The sequence below is a fragment of the Anabaena sp. CCY 0017 genome, assembly GCF_963920885.1.
In the GTDB taxonomy this organism is placed as follows: domain Bacteria; phylum Cyanobacteriota; class Cyanobacteriia; order Cyanobacteriales; family Nostocaceae; genus Nodularia.
This window is the reverse complement of record NZ_CAWUDG010000009.1, coordinates 32,480-53,678: the sequence shown is the minus strand read 5'-3', so window position 1 is coordinate 53,678 and position 21,199 is coordinate 32,480. Positions and strand designations below refer to the sequence as shown.

Annotated in this window: 17 protein-coding genes; 8 read left to right on the top strand and 9 right to left on the bottom strand. The window is 42.8% G+C overall.

Features of this window, described 5'->3' with window-relative positions; translation table 11 throughout:
• Positions 1–38: 38 nt before the first annotated feature.
• Positions 39–1,430 carry a tRNA uridine-5-carboxymethylaminomethyl(34) synthesis GTPase MnmE gene (gene mnmE, locus ACM0OW_RS13125; protein ID WP_414550546.1) on the bottom strand — a complete coding sequence of 464 codons (1,392 nt, stop codon included), beginning with the start codon at positions 1,428–1,430 and terminating at the stop codon, positions 39–41.
• A 479-nt stretch (positions 1,431–1,909) separates the two neighbouring features.
• Between mnmE and ACM0OW_RS13120 the strand changes: the two genes are divergently transcribed.
• Positions 1,910–2,110, top strand: coding sequence for a hypothetical protein (locus ACM0OW_RS13120; protein WP_414550545.1), 201 nt, complete (start codon positions 1,910–1,912; stop codon positions 2,108–2,110).
• 113 nt (positions 2,111–2,223) lie between these two features.
• Here the strand turns inward: ACM0OW_RS13120 and ACM0OW_RS13115 are convergent, their stop codons facing one another.
• On the bottom strand, positions 2,224–3,204 hold the full coding sequence (locus ACM0OW_RS13115; RefSeq protein ID WP_414550544.1) for an aldo/keto reductase: 981 nt from the start codon (positions 3,202–3,204) through the stop codon (positions 2,224–2,226).
• 366 nt (positions 3,205–3,570) lie between these two features.
• On the opposite strand from ACM0OW_RS13115, the gene ACM0OW_RS13110 reads away from it, so the two are divergent.
• Entirely contained in the window at positions 3,571–4,026 is a 456-nt protein-coding gene (locus ACM0OW_RS13110) for a hypothetical protein (RefSeq protein WP_414550543.1), read from the top strand.
• Between the two features lie 72 nt (positions 4,027–4,098).
• Here the strand turns inward: ACM0OW_RS13110 and ACM0OW_RS13105 are convergent, their stop codons facing one another.
• Complete coding sequence (locus ACM0OW_RS13105; RefSeq protein ID WP_414550542.1) at positions 4,099–7,551, bottom strand: tetratricopeptide repeat protein; 3,453 nt, start codon at positions 7,549–7,551, stop codon at positions 4,099–4,101.
• A gap of 741 nt (positions 7,552–8,292) precedes the next feature.
• Between ACM0OW_RS13105 and ACM0OW_RS13100 the strand changes: the two genes are divergently transcribed.
• The gene (locus tag ACM0OW_RS13100; protein WP_414550652.1) at positions 8,293–9,504 is read left to right on the top strand and encodes a glycoside hydrolase family 10 protein; all 1,212 of its coding nucleotides are present in this window, start codon (positions 8,293–8,295) and stop codon (positions 9,502–9,504) included.
• A 73-nt stretch (positions 9,505–9,577) separates the two neighbouring features.
• Here the strand turns inward: ACM0OW_RS13100 and ilvA are convergent, their stop codons facing one another.
• A complete protein-coding gene (ilvA, locus tag ACM0OW_RS13095) occupies positions 9,578–11,089 on the bottom strand; it encodes a threonine ammonia-lyase, biosynthetic (RefSeq protein ID WP_414550541.1) in 1,512 nt (503 codons plus the stop codon).
• A gap of 245 nt (positions 11,090–11,334) precedes the next feature.
• Here ilvA and ACM0OW_RS13090 point away from each other — a divergent pair, with 245 nt between their 5' ends.
• Both ACM0OW_RS13090 and ACM0OW_RS13085 read left to right on the top strand, forming a co-directional pair.
• Positions 11,335–12,912: a WGR domain-containing protein gene (locus ACM0OW_RS13090; RefSeq protein WP_414550540.1), complete on the top strand. Its 1,578-nt coding sequence runs from the start codon at positions 11,335–11,337 to the stop codon at positions 12,910–12,912.
• Positions 12,913–12,974: 62 nt separating this feature from the next.
• Positions 12,975–13,301: a hypothetical protein gene (locus ACM0OW_RS13085; RefSeq protein WP_414550539.1), complete on the top strand. Its 327-nt coding sequence runs from the start codon at positions 12,975–12,977 to the stop codon at positions 13,299–13,301.
• A 41-nt stretch (positions 13,302–13,342) separates the two neighbouring features.
• Here ACM0OW_RS13085 and ACM0OW_RS13080 read toward each other — a convergent pair whose 3' ends face one another.
• Positions 13,343–13,675, bottom strand: a complete 333-nt coding sequence (locus ACM0OW_RS13080) for a hypothetical protein (RefSeq protein ID WP_414550538.1) — start codon at positions 13,673–13,675, stop codon at positions 13,343–13,345.
• Positions 13,676–13,696: 21 nt separating this feature from the next.
• Positions 13,697–15,010, bottom strand: coding sequence for a nucleoside recognition domain-containing protein (locus tag ACM0OW_RS13075; RefSeq protein WP_414550537.1), 1,314 nt, complete (start codon positions 15,008–15,010; stop codon positions 13,697–13,699).
• Positions 15,011–15,218: 208 nt separating this feature from the next.
• Between ACM0OW_RS13075 and ACM0OW_RS13070 the strand changes: the two genes are divergently transcribed.
• Positions 15,219–16,337, top strand: a complete 1,119-nt coding sequence (locus ACM0OW_RS13070) for an AAA family ATPase (RefSeq protein ID WP_414550536.1) — start codon at positions 15,219–15,221, stop codon at positions 16,335–16,337.
• Complete coding sequence (locus tag ACM0OW_RS13065) at positions 16,328–17,164, top strand: hypothetical protein (protein WP_414550535.1); 837 nt, start codon at positions 16,328–16,330, stop codon at positions 17,162–17,164. The genes ACM0OW_RS13070 and ACM0OW_RS13065 overlap by 10 nt, the downstream gene beginning before the upstream one ends.
• Before the next feature lie 76 nt (positions 17,165–17,240).
• Here the strand turns inward: ACM0OW_RS13065 and ACM0OW_RS13060 are convergent, their stop codons facing one another.
• Positions 17,241–17,447 (bottom strand): hypothetical protein, encoded by a 207-nt coding sequence (locus ACM0OW_RS13060; protein ID WP_414550534.1) that lies wholly within the window; start codon positions 17,445–17,447, stop codon positions 17,241–17,243.
• A 145-nt stretch (positions 17,448–17,592) separates the two neighbouring features.
• On the opposite strand from ACM0OW_RS13060, the gene ACM0OW_RS13055 reads away from it, so the two are divergent.
• On the top strand, positions 17,593–18,417 hold the full coding sequence (locus ACM0OW_RS13055; RefSeq protein ID WP_414550533.1) for a M90 family metallopeptidase: 825 nt from the start codon (positions 17,593–17,595) through the stop codon (positions 18,415–18,417).
• On the opposite strand, the gene speB is transcribed toward ACM0OW_RS13055, so the two are convergent.
• Together speB and ACM0OW_RS13045 are read right to left on the bottom strand one after the other, a co-directional pair.
• Entirely contained in the window at positions 18,394–19,446 is a 1,053-nt protein-coding gene (gene speB / locus ACM0OW_RS13050) for an agmatinase SpeB (protein ID WP_414550532.1), read from the bottom strand. The genes ACM0OW_RS13055 and speB overlap by 24 nt on opposite strands.
• Positions 19,447–19,552: 106 nt before the next feature.
• Positions 19,553–21,076 (bottom strand): FAD-dependent oxidoreductase, encoded by a 1,524-nt coding sequence (locus tag ACM0OW_RS13045; RefSeq protein ID WP_414550531.1) that lies wholly within the window; start codon positions 21,074–21,076, stop codon positions 19,553–19,555.
• Positions 21,077–21,199: the final 123 nt, after the last annotated feature.

Here is a 21,199-nt window from a genome sequence, read left to right as displayed (position 1 = left end):
CGTTTATCTGCGTCCATCTGTGTTTAATTATTACTACTTTATTTACCAATACAAAATCTACTAAAAATCCGATCAAGGACTGATTCTGTAACCTGTTCTCCGGTAATTTCTCCTAATGCTTGAATCGCACCACGTAAATCAATTGTCCAGAAATCAAGGGGTAATTGATCCGCAATTGTAACTTGTACTTGTTCTAAAGATATTTTAGCTTGAGTTAAGGCTGCGGCTTGTCTTTGATTAATGGCTAAATCCATATCAGCCGCTTGCACTTTCCCAGTTTGCACGATGTTTAAAATTGCTGTTTCCAAAGCATCAATACCTTGATTTTCTGCCGCTACTGTGGTAACAACTTGGTTAATGTTGTGGGGATATTTAAAACCAATATTAAAGGGTGTTTTTATTAGGTCAATTTTATTAATGATCAGAATTAAGGGACGGTGTTGGACTTGTTGATAAATTTCGTGGTCAGCTTCAGTCCATCCTACTGATGCGTCAATAGTTAATAATACTAAATCAGCTGCATTTGCCGCACGGCGCGATCGCTCTACGCCAATTTTTTCTACTTGGTCTACTGTTTCCCGAATCCCGGCTGTATCTAGCACCTGCACAGGAATTCCCCCCACCACAAGCTGAGACTCAACTACATCACGGGTTGTCCCTGGTAAATCAGTCACAATGGCGCGATCGCTCTGACTCCAAGCATTCAATAAGCTGGATTTACCGACATTTGGTCGTCCCACAATTGCCACTTTTAACCCAGTTCGCAGCAGTTCGCCTTTATCCTTTGTGGCTAAAAATTTAGTAATTTCTGCGGCAACGTGATCAATATCTGATATGATGGCTTCATGATCCAACGGAGGTAAGTCTTCCTCAAAATCAATTCGAGCTTCAATTTCAGCCAGAATATCCAAACAGTTAGCGCGTAACTGCCGAATAGGAGAGGCTAATTTTCCCTGTAAACCAGCTAAAGCCGTTTGAGCAGCTTGGGGCGATCGCGCACCCACTAAATCAGCAATGCTTTCAGCTTGGGTTAAATCCAGCCGTCCATTCAAAAAGGCTCGGAGAGTAAATTCACCCGGTTGAGCAAGCCTAGCGCCTTGTTCTAGACACAATTGTAAGACCTGCTGCACTGCCATAATTCCGCCATGACAATGGAATTCTACCACATCTTCACGAGTGTAAGAACGGGGCGCTTGCATGATTAATAACAGCGCTTCATCCACCAATGCTTGTGTCTGGGGATGGCGGATATAACCGTAAAGAATGCGGTGACTTTCCCAAACTTGCTGCCCAGGGGCGGAAAATAGAGCTTGGGCGATCGCCATTGCTTGGGAACCAGATACCCGTACAATACTAACGCTACCCTGTTGAGGAATTACAGCCGTTGCGATCGCGGCAATAGTTCCAGTAATAGCCAAGAGTTCCGACATGAGCGCCCTTTTTAATAAAACATTGCATATATATCCTTAGCGTAGCAGTCACGAGTCTGATTATCAGGGACTTTGATCTAAATGGTAGGTATTTAAACCATGAGGAGCAGAAGTTGCGCGGTAAAATTTATCTGGAGGGTAATACTTGAAAGCGAAGAGTAAGATCATGTCAGGTTCATTAGTGACGATGACCACAATATAGAACCCCACCCCCAACCCCTCCCCGCCAGCGAGGAGGGGAGCTAAAGCGCTGATTTGGCAGGGTTACGGGTTTAATAAGTAGTCAAACAGACGTGATATTGAGAGTGGAGATTTACAAGTATAAATCACAACTCCTAATTAACACATTTTATAACCCTTCTATAGCAGGGTTGTTAGCCAAACAAGAAAAATGTGTTTGTTTCATTCGTTGCGAGGGGATTTAATACTTTTGACTTCCCCTCCTGGGGCGCTCATATTTTAAAGAGAGGATATTCACTGTGGAACAAAAAATTGATTGCGCTCAAGCCTGCGTTAACGGTTGCGTATTAGGGGATAAATGCCCCCATGTCGAGTTTAGAGAAGCAACTGCCAAATTTATCGAAGAGACATCTTTAGACCAAATGCTGGCGATGGCAGAAGAACGCTTGCGGAAAAAAATGACCGAACCCCCTAAATGGGTTTTACCCGAAGACTTATAAAAATTCTACATTCTTTCTCCCCTCCTCGCTTGCGGGGAGGGGCTGGGGGTGGGGTTCCATATTATCGAACCGAACTTGATATAAATCGAGTCTCTACAAAGGACTGGGATTTTCTACTGAGTTTGAAAGATATTTTGCACCATTTTCTTATCCGTACTTGCAGCAGCTTGATCTAAAGCAGTAATTTCGCCAGAATCTAACAACCAACCCAAAGCACCAATATTTTGCTGCGCCTGTTCCAGGCTTTTCGCCCCAGGGATAGGAATAGTACCCTTACAGATACACCAATTAATTGCTACCTGAGACATAGTTTTATTTCTAGATTGCGCCACCTCTCGTAAACATTCTAAAAGCGATCGCACACCAGGTAAAAGCTGCCTAAATAATAAACCCCGGATACCCTTGGGTAAACTGCCTTTTTTCGCATATTTACCCGTTAAAATCCCCAACGCCAGAGGACTATAGGCAATTAACTTTATCCCCAACTCATCACAAACATCCTTCAGCCCTAATTCTGTCACAGGATAGGTAGAAAGCAAAGAATACTGAACTTGCAGCGTTTTAATAGGAACACCCCGCGCCGCAAACTTTTCATGTACCCATTGCAACCGCTTCGGTCCATAATTAGATAAACCGACCCCCTTCACTAGACCTTGTTCGTATAAATCAGCCAGACCATCTAACAAACCTGATTCTTGCCAAGGTGCATAATTAGCCGTAGACCAGTGCATTTGCACCAAATCGACATTTTTGCCCAAACGTTGCGCCGAAGCCTGACAAGCCTTAACCATTGCTTGACGAGTCCATCTCCAAGGGTAAGCCGCCAGCTTAGTAGCAATGCAAATATTATCTTTATTTACCCCTTGATATTCTTGAGTAAATCGCCCCAGCAGTAACTCACTGCGTCCATTTAATCGCCCAGTCCCGTAAGAATCACCAGTATCAAACAAAGTTACACCATTGCTGACACAGAGATTAAAAACAGCTTGTAACTGTTCATCCATGCTTTCATTGTATCCCCAGAGTAATTGATTACCCCATGCCCAAGTGCCACAGCCCATACTGGGTAGAGATAGTTCTTGGCTAATCTGCATATTGACTCATTGTAGACATCCCTAACAACTAATTATCTTCATATCTTGCACCGGGCGACTAGAAGTCGCGGCTATACAAACAAAGTCCGCCTGCGCGGACTAAGAGAAAATCAGAGTTTTTAACCCACGGAGGTGGGTTTCGTCTGTGTAGCCGCGATTTTCAATCGCCTGGGCTAGTTGCAAACAGAAAATTAGAGTTTTTAACCCACGAAGGTGGGTTTCGTCTGTGTAGCCGCGATTTCCAATCGCCTGGGCTAGGTGCTTATTTCAATTCGGTCGATGTTCAATTGAGACAACAAAAAACGCGATAAATGCTAAAGTCTGAAAATTGGGGTCAACTTGAGAACTTAAACCAAAAAATAAAATATGGAAGCACAAATCAGTAGTAAAGAAATCATAGATATGCGGGAAATATTGGAAGATTACCAACCTGCACAATATGCCCTAGATAACTTAGCTAGACATAATGGTAACGTTGAACGCTCATTTGAAGATTTATGGATTGAGAAAAATGGTAAAACATTAATGTCAGAAGGCAAATCAATCTGGAAAGTCACGCTGAATGTACTGCGTCAAGAACTCTGCGGTGATGATGGCTTTCGTGGTCAACTCAAAGAATACACGAAAAATCCAGGCAGTTCACCGTTGCTATCAGGTTTGATTGTCTCTCTAGTCGGTCTTGCAACCACAAATGGATTACCAATTGATCCTGCGATCGCCACTGTAATTGTTTTGTATATACTCAAAATAGGATTAAATATATTTTGTGACTACACAGAACCACCTGCGGAAAAGGTTGGGACTCTCCCACCGGGGGACTAATATGGTTTAGTTTTATCTTTAAATCTTAGCCCTTTCTTCGCTTGCGGGGAGGGCGAATGCGTTACTTCATGATCAATCTGGTAATCTGTCTAAATATTCCCGTATCATCCCTGCGTTATATTCATCCTGATACTCAACAAATATCTCTAACGCTGTCTGCAAGTTAGCCCTCGCCTCTGGGTAGTTTTCCTCTGCTTCTGCAAGTAGTCCCAACTGACCGTAGGTACTGGCTTGTTCATAGCGATCGCCATATTCGATAAAGATATTCAAAGCCTGTTGATAATTGCGCCGTGCTTCTTCATATTCTCGCAATTCTTGGGCAACTCTTCCCAACTGGTGGTATGTGCCAGCTTGTTCATAGCGATCACTATATTCGATAAAGAGATTCAAAGCCAGTTGATAATTGCGCCGTGCTTGTTCATAGTCTCGCAATTCTTGGGCAACTGTTCCCAACTGGTGGTAGGTGTTGGCTTGCTTATAGCGATCGCCATATTCGATAAAGAGATTCAAAGCCAGTTGATAATTGCGCCGTGCTTGTTCATAGTCTCGCAATTCTTGGGCAACACTTCCCAACTGGTGGTATGTGCCGGCTTGGGAATAGCGATCGCCATATTCGATAAAGAGATTCAAAGCCAGTTGATAATTGCGCCGTGCTTGTTCATATTCTCGCAATTCTTCGGCAACTCTTCCCAAATCATGGTAGGTTGTGGCTTGCCAACGTTGTTTTTGTCTTTCTTCTTCACCCACTAAGGTAGGAAAAATTTCTAAAGTCTTTTCGTAAGAACATTTAGCTTGCTGGTACTGCTTTGCCTCCAGTTGACAATTACCCAGTCTAGCAATTGCAAATGCTATCTGATAACCTAATTCACCCTGGATAAATGCCGGGGGATAATTTTCTAAGTTTTGACAAATCATTTCTGCCAACTTGAGGTTACTTTGGTTATCACTAATCAAATTAAAGTATTGATATAAACAAAAGTAGATCCTAATACTTTCTTGTTTCCGCAAACAAATTTGCAGGGACTGATAAAGGTTTTCATATTCCCAATTACAGAATAATATACCCCTTTGACGCTCTTGAGCATCTTTAGAATTCATCAATTTCTGATAATTATCTGCCAAACCTATATAGTGGTTTTTAAACCCTTTTTCTAAAGCTGCCTGTATTGTCTCATCAACAGATGCTAATTTAGTCTTTAAAAAGTAGGGGAAAATAGGTTGAATTTTGAGAAAGTTATGATTATTCTCAATTAGTGAGAGTAAACCCCAGTTAATTGCTTCTTGAATGCCATCATCGAATTTATCAAAACAATAATTATTTAATGGTTCTAACTTTTGCAGTTGCTCAATATATTGCGGAATAGTTCCACGGAAAATAAACCCACTAAAAGGAGCCAAACACAGCAATAATTTCTGTGCATCTGGTGACAAATTACTGTGAGAATATTCCACACATTTCAAAATACTCTTAGTCTTATCCTCACTCACCACATCCAAATTTACATCAGCCCCTTGCAACCCCTGCAAAATATCCTGGGGTGATTGCCTTTGCAAATTCGTCAACACAACTTCCATCGCTAGGGGATACCCTGCCAATAATTTCATCAATTTTTCAAAATCTGCATCTTGACGAATCCCATCAATAAGGTGTGCAGCTACATTCCGTTCTAAAATTTTCTCTGCTAATTCCGTCCGGGCTTCTTTATCTAATCCTTGTAACTCATAAATATTCTGTTTAAAAGTCTGAGATTGTAGCCATTCTTCCCGACTACGTGAACCCAAAACCACCCGCGTTTTACCACCTACCAACTTCCCGATAAAATCCAGGATTTGCTGACGTTCTGCCTCTGGTAAAGTATTTTGAATCGCCAGTTGTTGCCCAGTCACCGATTCCAAATTATCCAAAATCACAGCGTAAGCTGCACCCCGCAACTTTGCCACTAATTTCTGTACCTGTGCAGGCTGACTCATGGCTTGAAACTGCGCCCGTTCAAATTTACCATACACCTGCTGACCAATATCAAACAAAATTTGTGTCAGCGTCCAGGCTTTTTGGTCATAGCCAAAATAAAATACATCCTCAACAAAATGTGTCCTCTGCCACCATTCCCTTAAATAATTTAACAAAGTTGTTTTCCCAGTTCCCCCCATACCTTGCAACAGCAAAACATTATGCCTGAGCAAAGCTTTCTCAATTTTGAGAATCTCCAAATCCCGACCAATAAATCCATATTCCGGCAAGGAGAAACGATACTGAATAGCAACAGATTCGTAATATTTCTCTTCTTCTTCTGGCGTAAACTGCCGTAAATTAAAATTCACTACCTGATGAGAATAAACCACAGGTAATAACCAATCTTCTAAATTAATATATTTATTGAAATAGGCTTTACGTTCTTTATCATTGAACAGTTCCAGCCTCCCCAGCCTGATAGCTTCAGTCATGGGTTTATGAGCAAACAAATGTTGATAAAGCTGTGACATCATCAACTTTGCCGCCGACACAGTGACAGAATACCCCATAGCCACCACCATCTGCATCCCTGCGGTCATTAACCGACTTCCCAGACTGGTTTCACGAGTATCTTCACTTAACCCCTCCTCGCTGGCGGAGTTCTTCACCTGTTTCCCCGACTGACAAGCATTGAGAATACACACAGGAATCCCCTTTCCGGTCAACAATGCGGCTAACTCTGAAGCTTCTACCAAATCCACCTTTCCCTGAGACTCGCCCTCAAAGCAGACAAAAGCTTTCACCCCATCAAAGGGCTGCAAATCACCACGTCCATAACGCCCTTTATAAAAATAGCGTTCAGGTTTGCTGGGAGACTCAACCTGTTGATAATTTAGCAGCGTCCCGTGCATATCCAAATGAACGATGTGGTAAAATCCCGCACCTTTTTCTTGTAAATGCTTAGACAAACTTTCGTAAGTTCCCGGACGCAGCAACTCAACATTTACCCGCAAATTGCTATTGTCAATCAACTCCAGCAACGGGCGAGAAATTGTCCGATAGCCCACATCCCTTTCCTCATCTGGACGCGCCACCACTACCAGCAGATTAATCACAGGCGATGACTGCACATTAGCTGAAACTGGTGCAGGTCTGACATTCTTCCGCAACATTACACAGTCTACCGCCAGTGGTCGGCTTAAATCTGGGTCTTGTAGAGCTTCCCAGTGTATAGCGTGAAATTCTGGGGTTTTCGCCACGATTTCAATCTGTACTTGACTCAGATTACCCCGTAGTTGTCGATATAAGCTGTAAGCATTGAAATCTGCCTGAAAAACTTGCTTAAATAGGCTTTCACCGTATATTTTAACGCTACCTGCTGCCCTCTCTGCAATGACAGTATCACTAAAAAGAAACGTTACCCATTCTTCAAAATACCACTCTAGTAGTTTTTCTTCCTTGGGGGTAAAGGGGTCAGTAATCGTCACTGGGTATTCTCCGCCATCAAATTTGAGAATTGCTGCAAATCCGGTATCTATTCGCCTTTCTTCCCGAATTGTGATGACTGTCATGGGGTAAGCTTGTCCGCACGTATGATTACATACCTACATACTACATAATATTGTTTGGGATTTTCGGATAACCACAAGAAACAGCGCTTTAATCCCAAACCTCAGTAGGGTTTGCTGAAAAAATTTCATAGCCCCCTCCTCGCTTGCGGGGAGGGGGTTGGGGGTGGGGTTCAAGTATCTATTAAAGTGGGAAACGTTATATGAAAAAATATAAATTATTCGTAGTCAACCCTTCGGCTACGCTCTCGCTGAGTATCAACAATTCAAGGTGCGTTAGCCTACGGCATAACACACCCTAGTGGATTGACAAGCCTAAAACACGGTATTAAAGTTTTGGACTAGCCACAAGCAACAGCGATCGCTCTTACCCAAAATCATGTCAGGATATTACTATAATTAGTGTTTAATTAAACTAAAAGTTTAATTAATATTTAGTATATTCACTCATGGTATAGTTACAATTACTTGTAGCTCGAAAACGCTACAGTTACTACGAAACATACTTGTCGCCCTTCAGAAAAAAAAATTAGCGGACACTTTTGAGTTACTACCTACGTCATCTATCTGACTGTACTCAATTTGCTTCTGTTTATCGGAGGCAAATATTTGTTGTGGATGGAACAAACAACTAACGACCAACAAACCCTTTAGTAAGCATAAATGTTAGTAGATGATATGACTAGGAAATTTGATCACACAAAGATATGGCAAGCATGGAGAGCTAACGCATTATTCGAGGCTATGAAGTTACCTTTGATTGTGCGATCGCGTAGCGCTGTGCGATCGCTCAAAAGTTTTTTTCCCATTCTTGCCTGCATATCATTTATTACAGTACTGCTACTGAATAGTTTTAGTCCAGTAATGGCACAACTACCGCGTCAAGAGATTCGCGGAGTTTGGATTACCAACAATGATTTCAACACCCTCAGAGATCGTGCCAAAGTCCAATCAGCCATGACTCAATTACGGGAGCTAAACTTTAACACCATCTATCCTGTAGTGTGGAATTCTGGTTATGTGATGTATCCCAGTGCCGTAGCACAACGCGCTGGTATTCAACCTTTCGTCTTTCGAGGTGCAGATGGACATGATATTCTCGAAGACTTAATTACCCAAGCCCATCGCCGGGGACTCTTGGCAATTCCCTGGTTTGAGTTTGGTTTCATGGCTCCCCCAACCTCAGAACTGGCGTTGGAACACCCAGAATGGCTAACACAAAAGCGGGATGGTAGCGAAACTTCCATTAGTGCGGCTGGTGAAGTTGTCTGGCTCAATCCCTTCCATCCCGAAGTACAGCAATTTATCACTAGTCTTGTAGTAGAAACTGTGACTCAATATAATGTCGATGGCATTCAATTTGATGATCACATGAGTTTGCCCCACGAATTTGGTTACGATCCCTACACCATTCGTTTGTACACCCAAGAAACCAAGAATCGTCCCCCCAATAATCCCAATGATGAGGCATGGGTAAAGTGGCGGGCAGATAAAATCACAGCCTTTATGGTGCAACTCAACCAAGCTGTAAAAGCCAGAAAACCCAACGCAATTTTCTCGGTTGCCCCCAACTACTATGATTTTGCATATAAATTTCAACTCCAAGACTGGCTGGCTTGGATGCGACAAAACATTGTAGACGAGCTAATTGTGCAGATTTATCGCCCCGATTTGCAAAGCTTTGTGTCTAATATTTCCCGTCGAGAAATTCAAGAAGCCCAACAAGTGATTCCCACAGGTATCGGTGTAATGACAGGTTTACGCAATCGACCTGTTTCCATACAACAAATTAAGGCTCAGGTAAGGGCAGCCCAAGCACGGGGTTTAGGTGTCACCTTCTTCTACTACGAAACACTTTGGGACTCTGCCCCAGAACCTGCAAACAAAAGGATAGCGGGATTTAAAAGTCTTTTCCCTAATCCTGCCTTCCGTTCAGCGTTGCAGTCAGGGAACTAGATAAAAGGTATCTCATAGCCCCATCCTCGCTTGCGGGGAGGGGGTTGGGGGTGGGGTTCTTATCATCGCTCTTTCACCCCAAAAACAGCTTGTATGCAGGGTTTTGGCTTTCATCCCAATAGCGGTAGCCAAGGGTATCTAGAAATGCTCGCCACTCCTCCATCTCTTGGGGGGGTACTTGCATTCCTACCACAATGCGCCCATAATCTGCCCCATTGTTGCGGTAGTGAAACATACTAATATTCCAGTTGGGACTCATGGAACCAACAAATTTCATTAATGCGCCAGGACGTTCAGGAAACTCAAAACGATAAAGTAATTCGTTATGCGCTAGGGGAGAATGCCCACCAACCATGTGCCGCAGGTGTAACTTTGTCAGTTCATCATCTGTTAAGTCAATGGTTTTAAAACCACAGCTTTCAAAGGATTCAACCATTTTTTCAGCGTCGGCACGGTTTTGAATTTGCACACCTACGAAAATATGAGCTTCTGTTTCATCGGCAATGCGATAATTAAACTCGGTGAGATTGCGTTGACCAATACATTCACAAAACTGACGCAGACTACCCTGTTCTTCGGGAATGGCCACTGCAAGGATAGCTTCACGACGTTCCCCAAACTCTGCCCGTTCTGCGACAAACCGCAGACGGTCAAAGTTCATGTTAGCACCACAGGCAACGGCGATTAAGGTTTGTCCTTGAATTTGTTCTCGTTCGGCGTAGGCTTTGGCAGCTGCGATCGCTAAAGCACCAGCAGGTTCTAAAATTGAGCGTGTATCCTCAAACACATCTTTAATCGCCGCGCAGGTATCATCTGTATCCACCAAAATAATTTCATCTACATAGTTTTGGCACAAACGAAAAGTTTCCTCTCCCACTTCCCGCACCGCCACCCCATCAGCAAATAAACCCACCTGAGACAACCGCACCCGATGTCCAGCTTTCAGCGATTGCGACATGGCATCAGCATCCACAGGTTCCACACCGATAATCTTAATTTCCGGACGCAACCGTTTTACATAAGCCGCAATTCCCGAAATCAATCCCCCACCACCAATAGCCACAAAAATTGCATGGATGGGTTGCTGATATTGGCGCAAAATTTCCATGCCAATTGTCCCCTGTCCTGCGATGACATCAGGATCATCAAAAGGATGAATAAAAGTTAATCCCTTTTCTGCTTCCACTTCACGGGCGTAAGCATAAGCATCATCGTAGGTATTCCCATGTAATAGCACCTCTCCCCCCCTGGCTTTGACTGCATCTATTTTCACCTGGGGAGTAGTCACCGGCATGACAATAATTGCTCGTGTTCCTAAGCGACTAGCAGCTAAAGCGACACCTTGGGCATGATTCCCCGCAGATGCAGCAATGACACCCTGCGCCAGCAATTCCGGTGAAAGGTTGACCATTTTGTTGTAAGCACCCCGCAGCTTAAAAGAAAAAACTGACTGCATATCCTCCCGCTTCAGCAACAGTTGATTATTCAGTCGTTTCGAGAGGTTGGGCGCATACTCCAGTGGTGTTTCCTGGGCAACATCGTACACACGGGCAGTCAGAATCTGTACCAGGTAGTCGCAATACATCGGGTTAACAGCTAGGGCAATTTGAGATGGATTGTTAATTCTACCGTTATTCGGTGTACCTGTTTTGCAGACATTGTTTAACTTGTGAGGAAAGATGAGGAGATTCAGAAGTTTTTGATTGTTGCTCTTCTACACCCTACACCCCACACCCTTTTTTCTGTAAAACCTTGATTTTTAGGAGACGCAGCTTGGGAGGACTAATTGAATTGAGTTATATTTTAAGTATAAAAAATGGCTAACCTTCTATGCCTAGTAATCCCTCGCCTCAATTATCCTCAGAGCCAGAAAACTCTTTTCAAGAGAAACTGATCCGATCAATTTGGCTGCACGGAGACAAATACTGTTATTTGTTTGAACCCGATGGCTCTTATCGATTGTTAAGCACTGATCGCCGAGGTAGTTACACCATCTCAGCCAATGGTCGATCTGTTTTGCTAAATTGGACAACTGATCCCTTCACTGAAGAATTGCTAGTGCTGGAGGATGGAAGTTTGTTGATGAGTGGGAGGGCGTTTGTGGAAATTGGTGTGCGATCGCCTGCTCCTTCCCTCCCTGCCAATCCCCTACCCCAGCCTGATGCTGAAATTCCTGCTCCCACTCCATCACAGAGTTACGAATTTGAGATAGACACAGGCAAAATGCCCAATTATGGAATCATTACCCTACAGGGTTGCCAAGTGAGGCTGATTCATAAGGGTTATGGTGGGAATGTTTTGTCTGACGAAGTGCGTGAGTTTGATTCCCAAGAGGAAGCAGAAGATTACTACCACTCCACCATTCTCAGCAATGATCCTTACTATTCACCTCCTTCTCACACCGAATCCGTTTACCTGGAATTATCCGACGACCATTCCCACAAGTTCTATGAAGTCACTGTTCAAGGATTAGCTGTCATCATCCGCTATGGGCGCATTGGCACTACTGGACAAACCTCCAGCACCACCTACAGCAGTCCTAAAAAAGCCGAAGCAGCAGCCGAGAAGAAAATCAATGAAAAGTTGAAAAAAGGCTACGTCATCACGACCATTGCCCCACCTCCCCGACCTGAACCCGATTTGGATATTGCCCAATTTATTCGTCCCGCCTGGAAGCCGATGGTTATTGAAGGAGATGGCGATTCTCTAGCTTCCAAGTTTTGCGGTCGTCCTTGGCTGGCAGAAGAGGAAACCTGGCCTACTTGCCCCAACTGCGCCCAGCCAATGCAACTCTTCTTGCAACTGAATTTAGCCGATTTACCAGAACCTCTGGGCGAAGAGTTTGGTACAGGTCTACTCCAAATGTTTCACTGTATTCCTGGTGACTGCCAGCCAGAGTACGAATGTGGAACAATCTTTTACGGTAGAGTGCCTTTCCTGATTAAAAATGTCAGGATTCGTCTAGTGCAGCCATTAGGCAACGGTTCCACCCCTCCCTTACCCACAATAGATGGGCAAGAGTATGGAATAGATTTTCCTGCCAAGACCATCACCGATTGGGTAGAAATTGAAGACTATCCCCACCCTGATGATCTCATCGCACAGGTCTACGGTTGGGATCAGGTCACAAACTATGACCGGGGGAATGAATTGGCTGGGCGGTTAGGCTTGGAGGAATACGATGAGGTCTACCCCACCGATGAGGACGATAAGCTGGCGGGCTACCCGCGCTGGGTTCAAGATATGGAGTGTCCAGGCTGTCCCATTTGTCACGCTCCCATGCGGCAAGTATTTCAACTAGCTTCCTGCCAAAACCTGCCCTATATGTTTGGCGATATAGGTATTGCTCATATCATGCAATGCAAAACGCACAAAGATCAGTTTGCCTTTGTTTGGTCTGGCTGCTAAATATTTGTCCTAGCCCTAAATCATTGCTTGGATCACAATCTATTTAGAAAATTTACTTCATCATGATTGGATTCTTGTTACTTTTAATGATGCTGATTAGCCCGACTCTGCTGATTCTCTGGAGTGCCTTGGCGAGGTTTGGGTTTACCTGGAATCTGTTTTTAATTCCAGTAGGTAGCATAGTTGGATTTGTGGTGATGGCAATTGGTGCTGCTTCTTTCTATGAGTTGATCATCTGGTTAAGCGATCGTCAAACTGGTCCACCTCCGGGTGGTTCACTGGGAGCGGGAACTGGTAGGGCGATCTTGACGTTTATTTTGATGGTTTTATTTGGCTGGATTGGTTCAGGAATTGGGGCTTGGTTAGTCAGGAGGTATTGGATAGGTTAGGAAATCGTGTTGTGAATAAAGTCTCAGAGTCGGTTCAAAAATCAAATAGTAGTCTTATATATTGGCTTTTTGCTACTATTTTCCTCTTTAGCAAACAGTTCTATTAAAGCAACCGTACCTACAAAAAAGGTATAAATCGCATATTTGATGGGAGTTTTTTGTTTTTTCGGTGCATAAAAAGCCGCAATTACCGCTTCAATTGAATGCGCCGTAATCGCAAAACGTTCAATCCAAAAAATAAAATTCAGGCTGCTGGGAATACTAAGGTTATTCATGACTGCATAAATATTCCACAATTCCCAGCCGATAGCACAGGACATAAAAACTGTGGATATCACTTTGATCATCGTAGTTAGTGTTTTTTGGATATTCATGCAGATTCAGGGTAACTTTACTTAAAACATTATCCGGCAAATTGCCAAAGATGCCAGCATTCCTGCTGCATCAGCACACAACGCCGCCGGGAGTGTGTAGCTTGTGCGAACAATACCAATGCTGCCAAAATAAACCGCCATGACATAAAAGGTAGTTTCTGTTGAACCTTGCATGGTGGAAACGAGAAAAGACAGAAAACTGTCTGGGTCATTTTTGACAATTTCTGACATCAACCCATAGGAACCACTACCTGAAAGGGGGCGAATTAATGCCATTGGTAAGGCTTCTGGTGGTAGGGTAATCAGTGACGTAATGGGAGAAACTATGGCTGTGAGGATATCAAGAGCGCCACTAGCACGAAACATTCCAATCGCCACAAAAATGGCGACTAAAAACGGAATAATCCGAATGGCAATTTCAAAGCCTTCTTTTGCTCCGTCGGTGAGAACTTCGTAAACTTTCACTCCTCGGAAATAACCAAATAACAGGAATAAACAAATTAAAATAGGTAGTAGCCAGTTGGAAAGGTTACTGAGAAAAACCATACTGAAGATATACGGAAATCCACGGATTGACAGACGGTAAAATACAGCCGCCAAAAATGCCACAATTAGACCGCCGAAAACGATATTACCAATCATTCCGGGAGGAATTAATTCAGATTCTGGTGTTTCATCGGTTGCGGTTTTGCTATCTGTTTCGGTAGTTTCTAATTCAGATTCTAAAGGAGTCAGCTTAGAGGATGCACGGCGGGCAAAAATTTTACTAGCAATAATAGCCACGGCTGTGGAGGCGATAGTGGCAATAATTGAGGGTAAAACGATTGCGGCGGGATTAGTAGCCCCTGCACTAGCGCGGACAGTAATTACACCCAGGGGTAACAGTGTCACAGATGAGGTATTAATGGCTAAAAACAAACACATTGCAGGTGTTGCGGTTCCCGGATTAGGATTGAGTTTATTCAGTTCTGCCATCGCTTTTAAACCCATCGGGGTAGCTGCGTTTCCTAATCCCAGGGCGTTGGCTGCCATATTCATCACCATCGCGGACATAGCCGGGTGATTTACGGGAACTTCGGGAAAAAGTCGGCTCATGAGTGGACGAATTAAACGGGCGATGAATCGCATCATCCCTGCGGCTTCAGCAACTTTCATAATTCCTAACCACAGCGCCATCGCCCCAATTAGTCCAATGGCTAGGGTGACAGCACTTTCAGCTGCTGTGAAAGAGGCTTCTGTTAAAGCGGCCATATTGCCGTTATAAGCTGCTACTACTGTCGCGGAAACAATCAGGAACAGCCAAATGGCATTGAGTGGCGATGATGATTTTTTCATCTAAATTTTAAAATTTGATTAAATAATTTTTTGCATAGTAAGCTATGGGACGGTCAATTGTGAAGAGCAGTAGCTCGATCATCCGATGTTACAGTATTTTTGCTCTGGGAGAATGAGAGCGATCGCCTAAGCCGGAGATCGCACCCCATAACTAATCAAGATCAAGATATGATTTGTGTAATCCACCAAATAGGGGAGCAAGCGATAGATGAAAGTAGAGTCCATCTATATCCAAAATTTCAAAAAATTTGAAAATTTGCGGGTTTCGTTTCACAACAAAATTCTTGATGAAGTCAGCGATCGCTTCCTAATTTTAGGAGACAATGGTTCTGGGAAAACAACATTATTACAGGCGATCGCTCTGCCTCTAGCACTCGCAACTGGGCGAATTCAGAACATTTCTGACTTTGATTGGATTGGATTTTTACCAGGGCGGTACTGGCAATGGGGAACACCAAGAATAGAATTAGAAGTATCTTTTGAAGAAGAAGAACTGGAAGCTACTCGTGAGATTGCGGAAAGATGGTATCACGCTCTACCAGCAGATTTTCGTCCAGACCAATTTGTTACACCAGGAAACAGTCGTGTAGTCAAAGTCATTCTGAATGGAGAGTTATGGAAGGCTGGTAATACATCAGCCGAACGCGCTCAGTTTCGAGGACGCTATTATACACAGCGCATCATTAATCGCGAGCGCATCATTAATCGCGCTGATCAGTCTGTTCGCCATTATTTCTCTCGACTTCCGGGGCTTTTTTGGTTTGATCAGTTTCGTAACTTGGGAGCTAATCCCAACCAGGAAAGCGGAGAAGGTGTCAAGGAAGGTAGAAGTGAAACTTCTTTTGAGTCAGGCGTTGGTCGTTTGCGGCAATATCTAATTGGTTGGAAACGTAAGCAAGAAGATGGTAGAAATTATGAAAATGATTACTTGAGCCAGTTAGAGCGACTGTATAAAATAGTATTTCCCGATCGTTATTTTTGGGGGCTAGAAAATTTGCCCAGTATAGATTCTCCGACGGAAGAAGCTACTTACTTCTTACTCAGCGATGGAAATCGTACTTATGATTTAGTGGAGATGTCTGCTGGTGAGCAATCAATTTTTCCTATCCTTTATGAGTTGGTTAGACAGCAGGTTGCGTACTCAGTTGTACTGATTGATGAAATAGACTTGAATTTACATCCTCCCGCAGCCCAAGTTTTGATCAGTCAATTGCTGAAAATTCAGCCAACTTGCCAGTTTATTATCACAACCCACTCTGAAACTGTCAGCAATGTTATTAGTGAAAGTGATAGATACCGCCTGTCTGGAGGGGTGTTGTGTCTGTAAATGTTCTTTACTGTGAAGGAAACTCTGGAAGCTATGATCTAATAGTTATCCGCCAACTTCTGCCTAAATGTGAGATTCGTCCCCTTGGTGGCAGAACATTTATGGAAAAAATTATCGCTGACAGGGCAATCAATCCCAATTTAGCTGGACTAGTTGATCGTGATTTCGACGACTATAACTTCACTCCTACAAACTCACCACTAATATACAAATATGAAGGAATTCATATCGGTTGGAAGTGGCAAAGAAAAGAAATAGAAAATTATTTGATTGATCCAGTAGTCGTTAGACGTGCTTTAGGAAACAAAGCACCACAAAGAGATTTATATCAAGACACTTTAGATGAAGCCGCAAGAGGAATTGCCGTTTATACAGCAGCTCGTACTGCTCTTGCTTGTTTTAAGTTTCGGAACAGTTGGGGTGATCCGATTCAGCCAGTGTTTGGATCAGTTCACAATTTCCCTAGAAGGTTAAACTTAGACGCTTGTCAGCAGAATATTAGAGAAATAGTGAGTAAACATAAAGGTGATCGTATTGTTACGCCAGAAGATGTTTTGCATAGATTTGAAGATCTGCTTCCATCTTTTAGACCTGATGGATTTCGATTTCAAAATTACTTAACTTTTTTTGCTGGAAAAGATTTACTTTGGATGATGCGGAATAAACTAACGCAATTTGGATTTGAATCAACCACATCCGCAGTTGATAGTCCAATTCCAGTTTTTTTAGAAAGAATTGTCAAAAGAATAGAACGAGCAGAAGATGTATGGCTATGGCTTCCAGAATGGGAAGCATTGAGAGAAGAATTTATTAATGCTAGTTTTTAATTTTACTTGTTTGATCAGTTTATAAAGGGTTGAACCTGTTAATCTACAGTTGTCTGCAACTTTTAGATTACATAATTTATCGACCTGCTTTCAGCCAGTCAAAAACCTGCTCAACTGTCAAATCTAGGGTGAAGAATTTTGCTATTGGCAAGCGACGATGCTCCGCCCGCCAGAGGCGATCGCCACCAGTTAACTCCATCGGTTCCTGTCCTGGAATAAATGCTAAAATTAATCTCTCCTCTGGATCAATTAACCATCCTAGCTGAGATATTGTTGTCTTCATCTTTCTGGTAAATAAATTACATCTTTTTTTGTTTCGCGCATTCGCCGGAGGCGTTCCCGAAGGGTAGGCGCAAAGTCGCAAAGGAAGAAATACTGAAAGTCGGAGTATAATATACATACATGAAAGCTGCTGTTATGATTAATTCATGGTGGAGATAATTGCTGTTTTTATAATCATTGCCCTGATTGTGATTGGTATTTTAGCCAGTCCGATTCTGATCAAACAGCGCCGCAATCGTATTAAACGCCGTCCTTTCCCTCCATTGTGGACTGCTATCATTGAAAACCATCTGCCCATTTACCCCAACCTTTCATCTGATGAACGTCGCAGACTTCAGGGACATATTCAAGTATTTTTAGCAGAAAAGCAATTCATTGGCTGTGGCGGTTTGCAAGTAACAGAAGAAATGAAGGTAACTATTGCGGCTGTTGCTTGTTTACTTTTACTCAACGAACGAGGAAAATATTTTCCGCAACTACGTTCTATTTTAATTTATCCCAGGACATATTTTGTGAATCAAACTGTAGCCACGGGAAATTATGTAGTTGAAGAAAGACGCGAGGCTAGATTGGGTGAATCATGGACTCAAGACCAAGTAATATTATCTTGGGAACAGGTTGAACAAGATACTGGTAACTGGAAAGATGGACATAATGTTGTGCTACACGAATTTGCTCATCAGTTAGATCAGGAGGATAGAACAGCTAATGGTGTGCCTATTTTGCAGCGAAACTCAGATTATCCTGTGTGGGCGCAAGTGATGACAGCAGAATATCAAAAACTTTGTCATGATATTCCCAGAAAGGTTAAAACTGTTATGGATGGCTATGGTACAACCAATCCCGCAGAGTTTTTTGCTGTAGCTACGGAAACGTTCTATGAAAAACCGCGCCAATTAAAACAGCACCATCCAGCACTGTATGAGCAATTACAAAGGTATTATCAATTAGATCCTGTGCAGTGGACTTAGGGATAAATCCATTAAATTCGCTAGTTTGTAAACAATTCGCGCCCCGACGTTACCATCCCACTCAGCATCACCGACTTCGCAGACATCAAAACCGATGATTTTGCGGTTGCTTTTGACTAATTCCCGGAATAAACAAAAAGTTTGCTCTAATTCTAACCCACCTGGTACAGGAGTACCCGTACTGGGGCAGAGTTTGGGATCAAGTCCATCCACATCAAAGCTAATATAAACGTACTCTGGTAAATGACTGATAATTTCTCGGCAGATATCAATCCAAGTGCTGCCAGCGTAGAGCTTTTGTTTGATAATTGGGTCATAATAAGCTATAATGCGATCGCCTGATTTATCAATCATTTTCACTTCATCATGAGAAATATCACGCAAGCCTACCTGGACTAATTTGGATATCTGCGGAATTTTTAACCCATTAAACATAATCGAAGCGTGGGAAAATTCAAACCCCTCATAAGCATCGCGTAAATCTGCATGGGCATCAATATGTAAAATACCATAGTTGGGATACTTAGCGGCTAATGCTTGGAAGTAACCTAATGGTACACTGTGATCTCCACCAATGACTGCAACACGCTTCCCCTGATTCATTGCGGCTTGACATTGGGCAAATAACCATTGATTCACCTGTTCACCAGCTTGATTAATTTCTGTCAGCACAGGGGTTAAATCGGGTGTAGCGGTCAGTTGTTCACCTTGTGCTAGTCTGGCAATAATTTTGGCTGCTAAGGTGCGATAATATTCATTTTTTTCTAAAATATCTTGGGGAATTTCCATCATGAAAATTCCTTGTTTCCAGCCATCAGGATGGTCGAAATCGAATAAATCTAGTTGTATCGAAGCATCGAGTATTTGCTGCGGTCCGTTGGCTGTACCAGCACCATAAGAGACAGTGACTTCCCAGGGTACAGGAATGACAATCAAGTTGGCAGACTCATAATCGCATGGTAAACCGAAGATGTTACCATTGATTTCACCTACGCCACTGGGATTGTAGTCTGGTTGTTGAATAGTCATGGTTTTGGATTTACACGCAGGGGTAAGCTCTCACTATTTTAACTAAAAAATGGTGCTGGTGATTTCAAGGATAAATTTATCTACCTCACTCAGATGAAATTTGCTGTCATGATGACAATGCAGCAATTATTTCGTCAAAATTGCGGTGATATACCTGTTCTCCATAGTTGTGCCATGCTTCGTCTGAGGAGTGAGGAAATCTTGTTAATGTTGCTTCTTGAATATATTTCATCATGGGGCGACGCAGATTTTCGTATTTCTCGAAGGCTGTAGCGATCGCCTCTGGCGGGGCGTAGCCCATCGCCTCCCCATTATCCCACTTATTTGTCTCGGCAATCTGAGTAATTAACGTTGTCACTGCTAGCGCATCTTCAAATCCTTGATTAACTCCTTGTGCCATAAAAGGAGGCATTCCATGAGCTGCATCACCCACTAATACCACACGTCCTCTACTCCATGTAGGTTGACTTTTGCTCTCAGATATGGTGGCGTGATGAATATAATATGGACGTTGCTGCATATTAGCAGGAGGAGATAGACGAACTAATTCCTGAAGTATATCGGGATAACCAGCTTTTTCTAACTGCTGCATTGCTAAATCCAGCAAAGAACTTTCAGATTTACCTTCTAACGATTCCAAAGACACAGCCAGATGTAAAATGTATCCCATGAGCATACCTGGTCTGCGAAATAACATCATCCTTATCTCATCCAGAGAATCGCTAATTTCGGCAGCATTACTGATAGTGACAATGGGTGAGTTTTGAAAAAACTTCTCTTCAAGTTGTGTCTGTAGTTTCTTAGGGATTTCGGTTATTTCCCGACAAGATATAGCGGCATATCCAGAATATTCAGGTTGTGCAGAATCACTGTAGGGACTATCTTTGTAAAGCACTCTCCGAATGGTCGAATTAATACCATCTGCTGCTACAATTAGTTTCGCTCGGAACGATTTGGTGACTGATTGTTGAGAAATAGGATCTAAATTTTGAGGCTGGTTGTGATCAACTGTTTGTCCATCAGCCCAATAGGCATAGGGGTTTGCTTCTGTTCCTTGATCAGAAACGCAATCTATCCGGGCACACCCATTTTCTGGCTCATCTACAACATTGATACAACGATGATTGATTTTAACTCTATCTTCAGGAATGAGATTTCTGAGGGTGGTTTGCAAATTGTACCAAGCAATTGATACTCGACCCTCACCATAATTTTGAAACCAGTGATCAAACCCTAGAGGAATTGACCGAATAGTTTCCCCCTGCAAATTCTTATAAACCCATTCGGGTGAATTTTTCGCAGGTTTTTCTCCCTGAGTTTTATCACTATTAGACTGGGGGGAATTCAGGAACCCCATCCCAGCTTTCTTAACTGCTTCGTAAGCTTGAGTATCTAAATGTTTGAGAGATTTTAAGCCATTGGGAAGAAGATCCAATACCTGACCAACTTGACGAAAAGCGCGAGTTTGATCAACAACCAGAATATTTTCTATCCCACATTTACGTAAGCCAATAGCTGTTGCTAATCCGATAGGTCCTGCGCCAACTATCACAACATCATAGATTTCTATAGATCCGTCCAGGCTTAAACTATCTGTATTTATACGCTGAATTGGTTGAGTGTTAGGCATATTTATATACGTTGATAGTGAGGAGAGGTTGGTGAAGACAAGAAGTAATAGCCATCAATTAACATACCATCAGCAAGGATGATTAAAAGCCGCCATAATATTTATTATCCCAAACTCTTACTC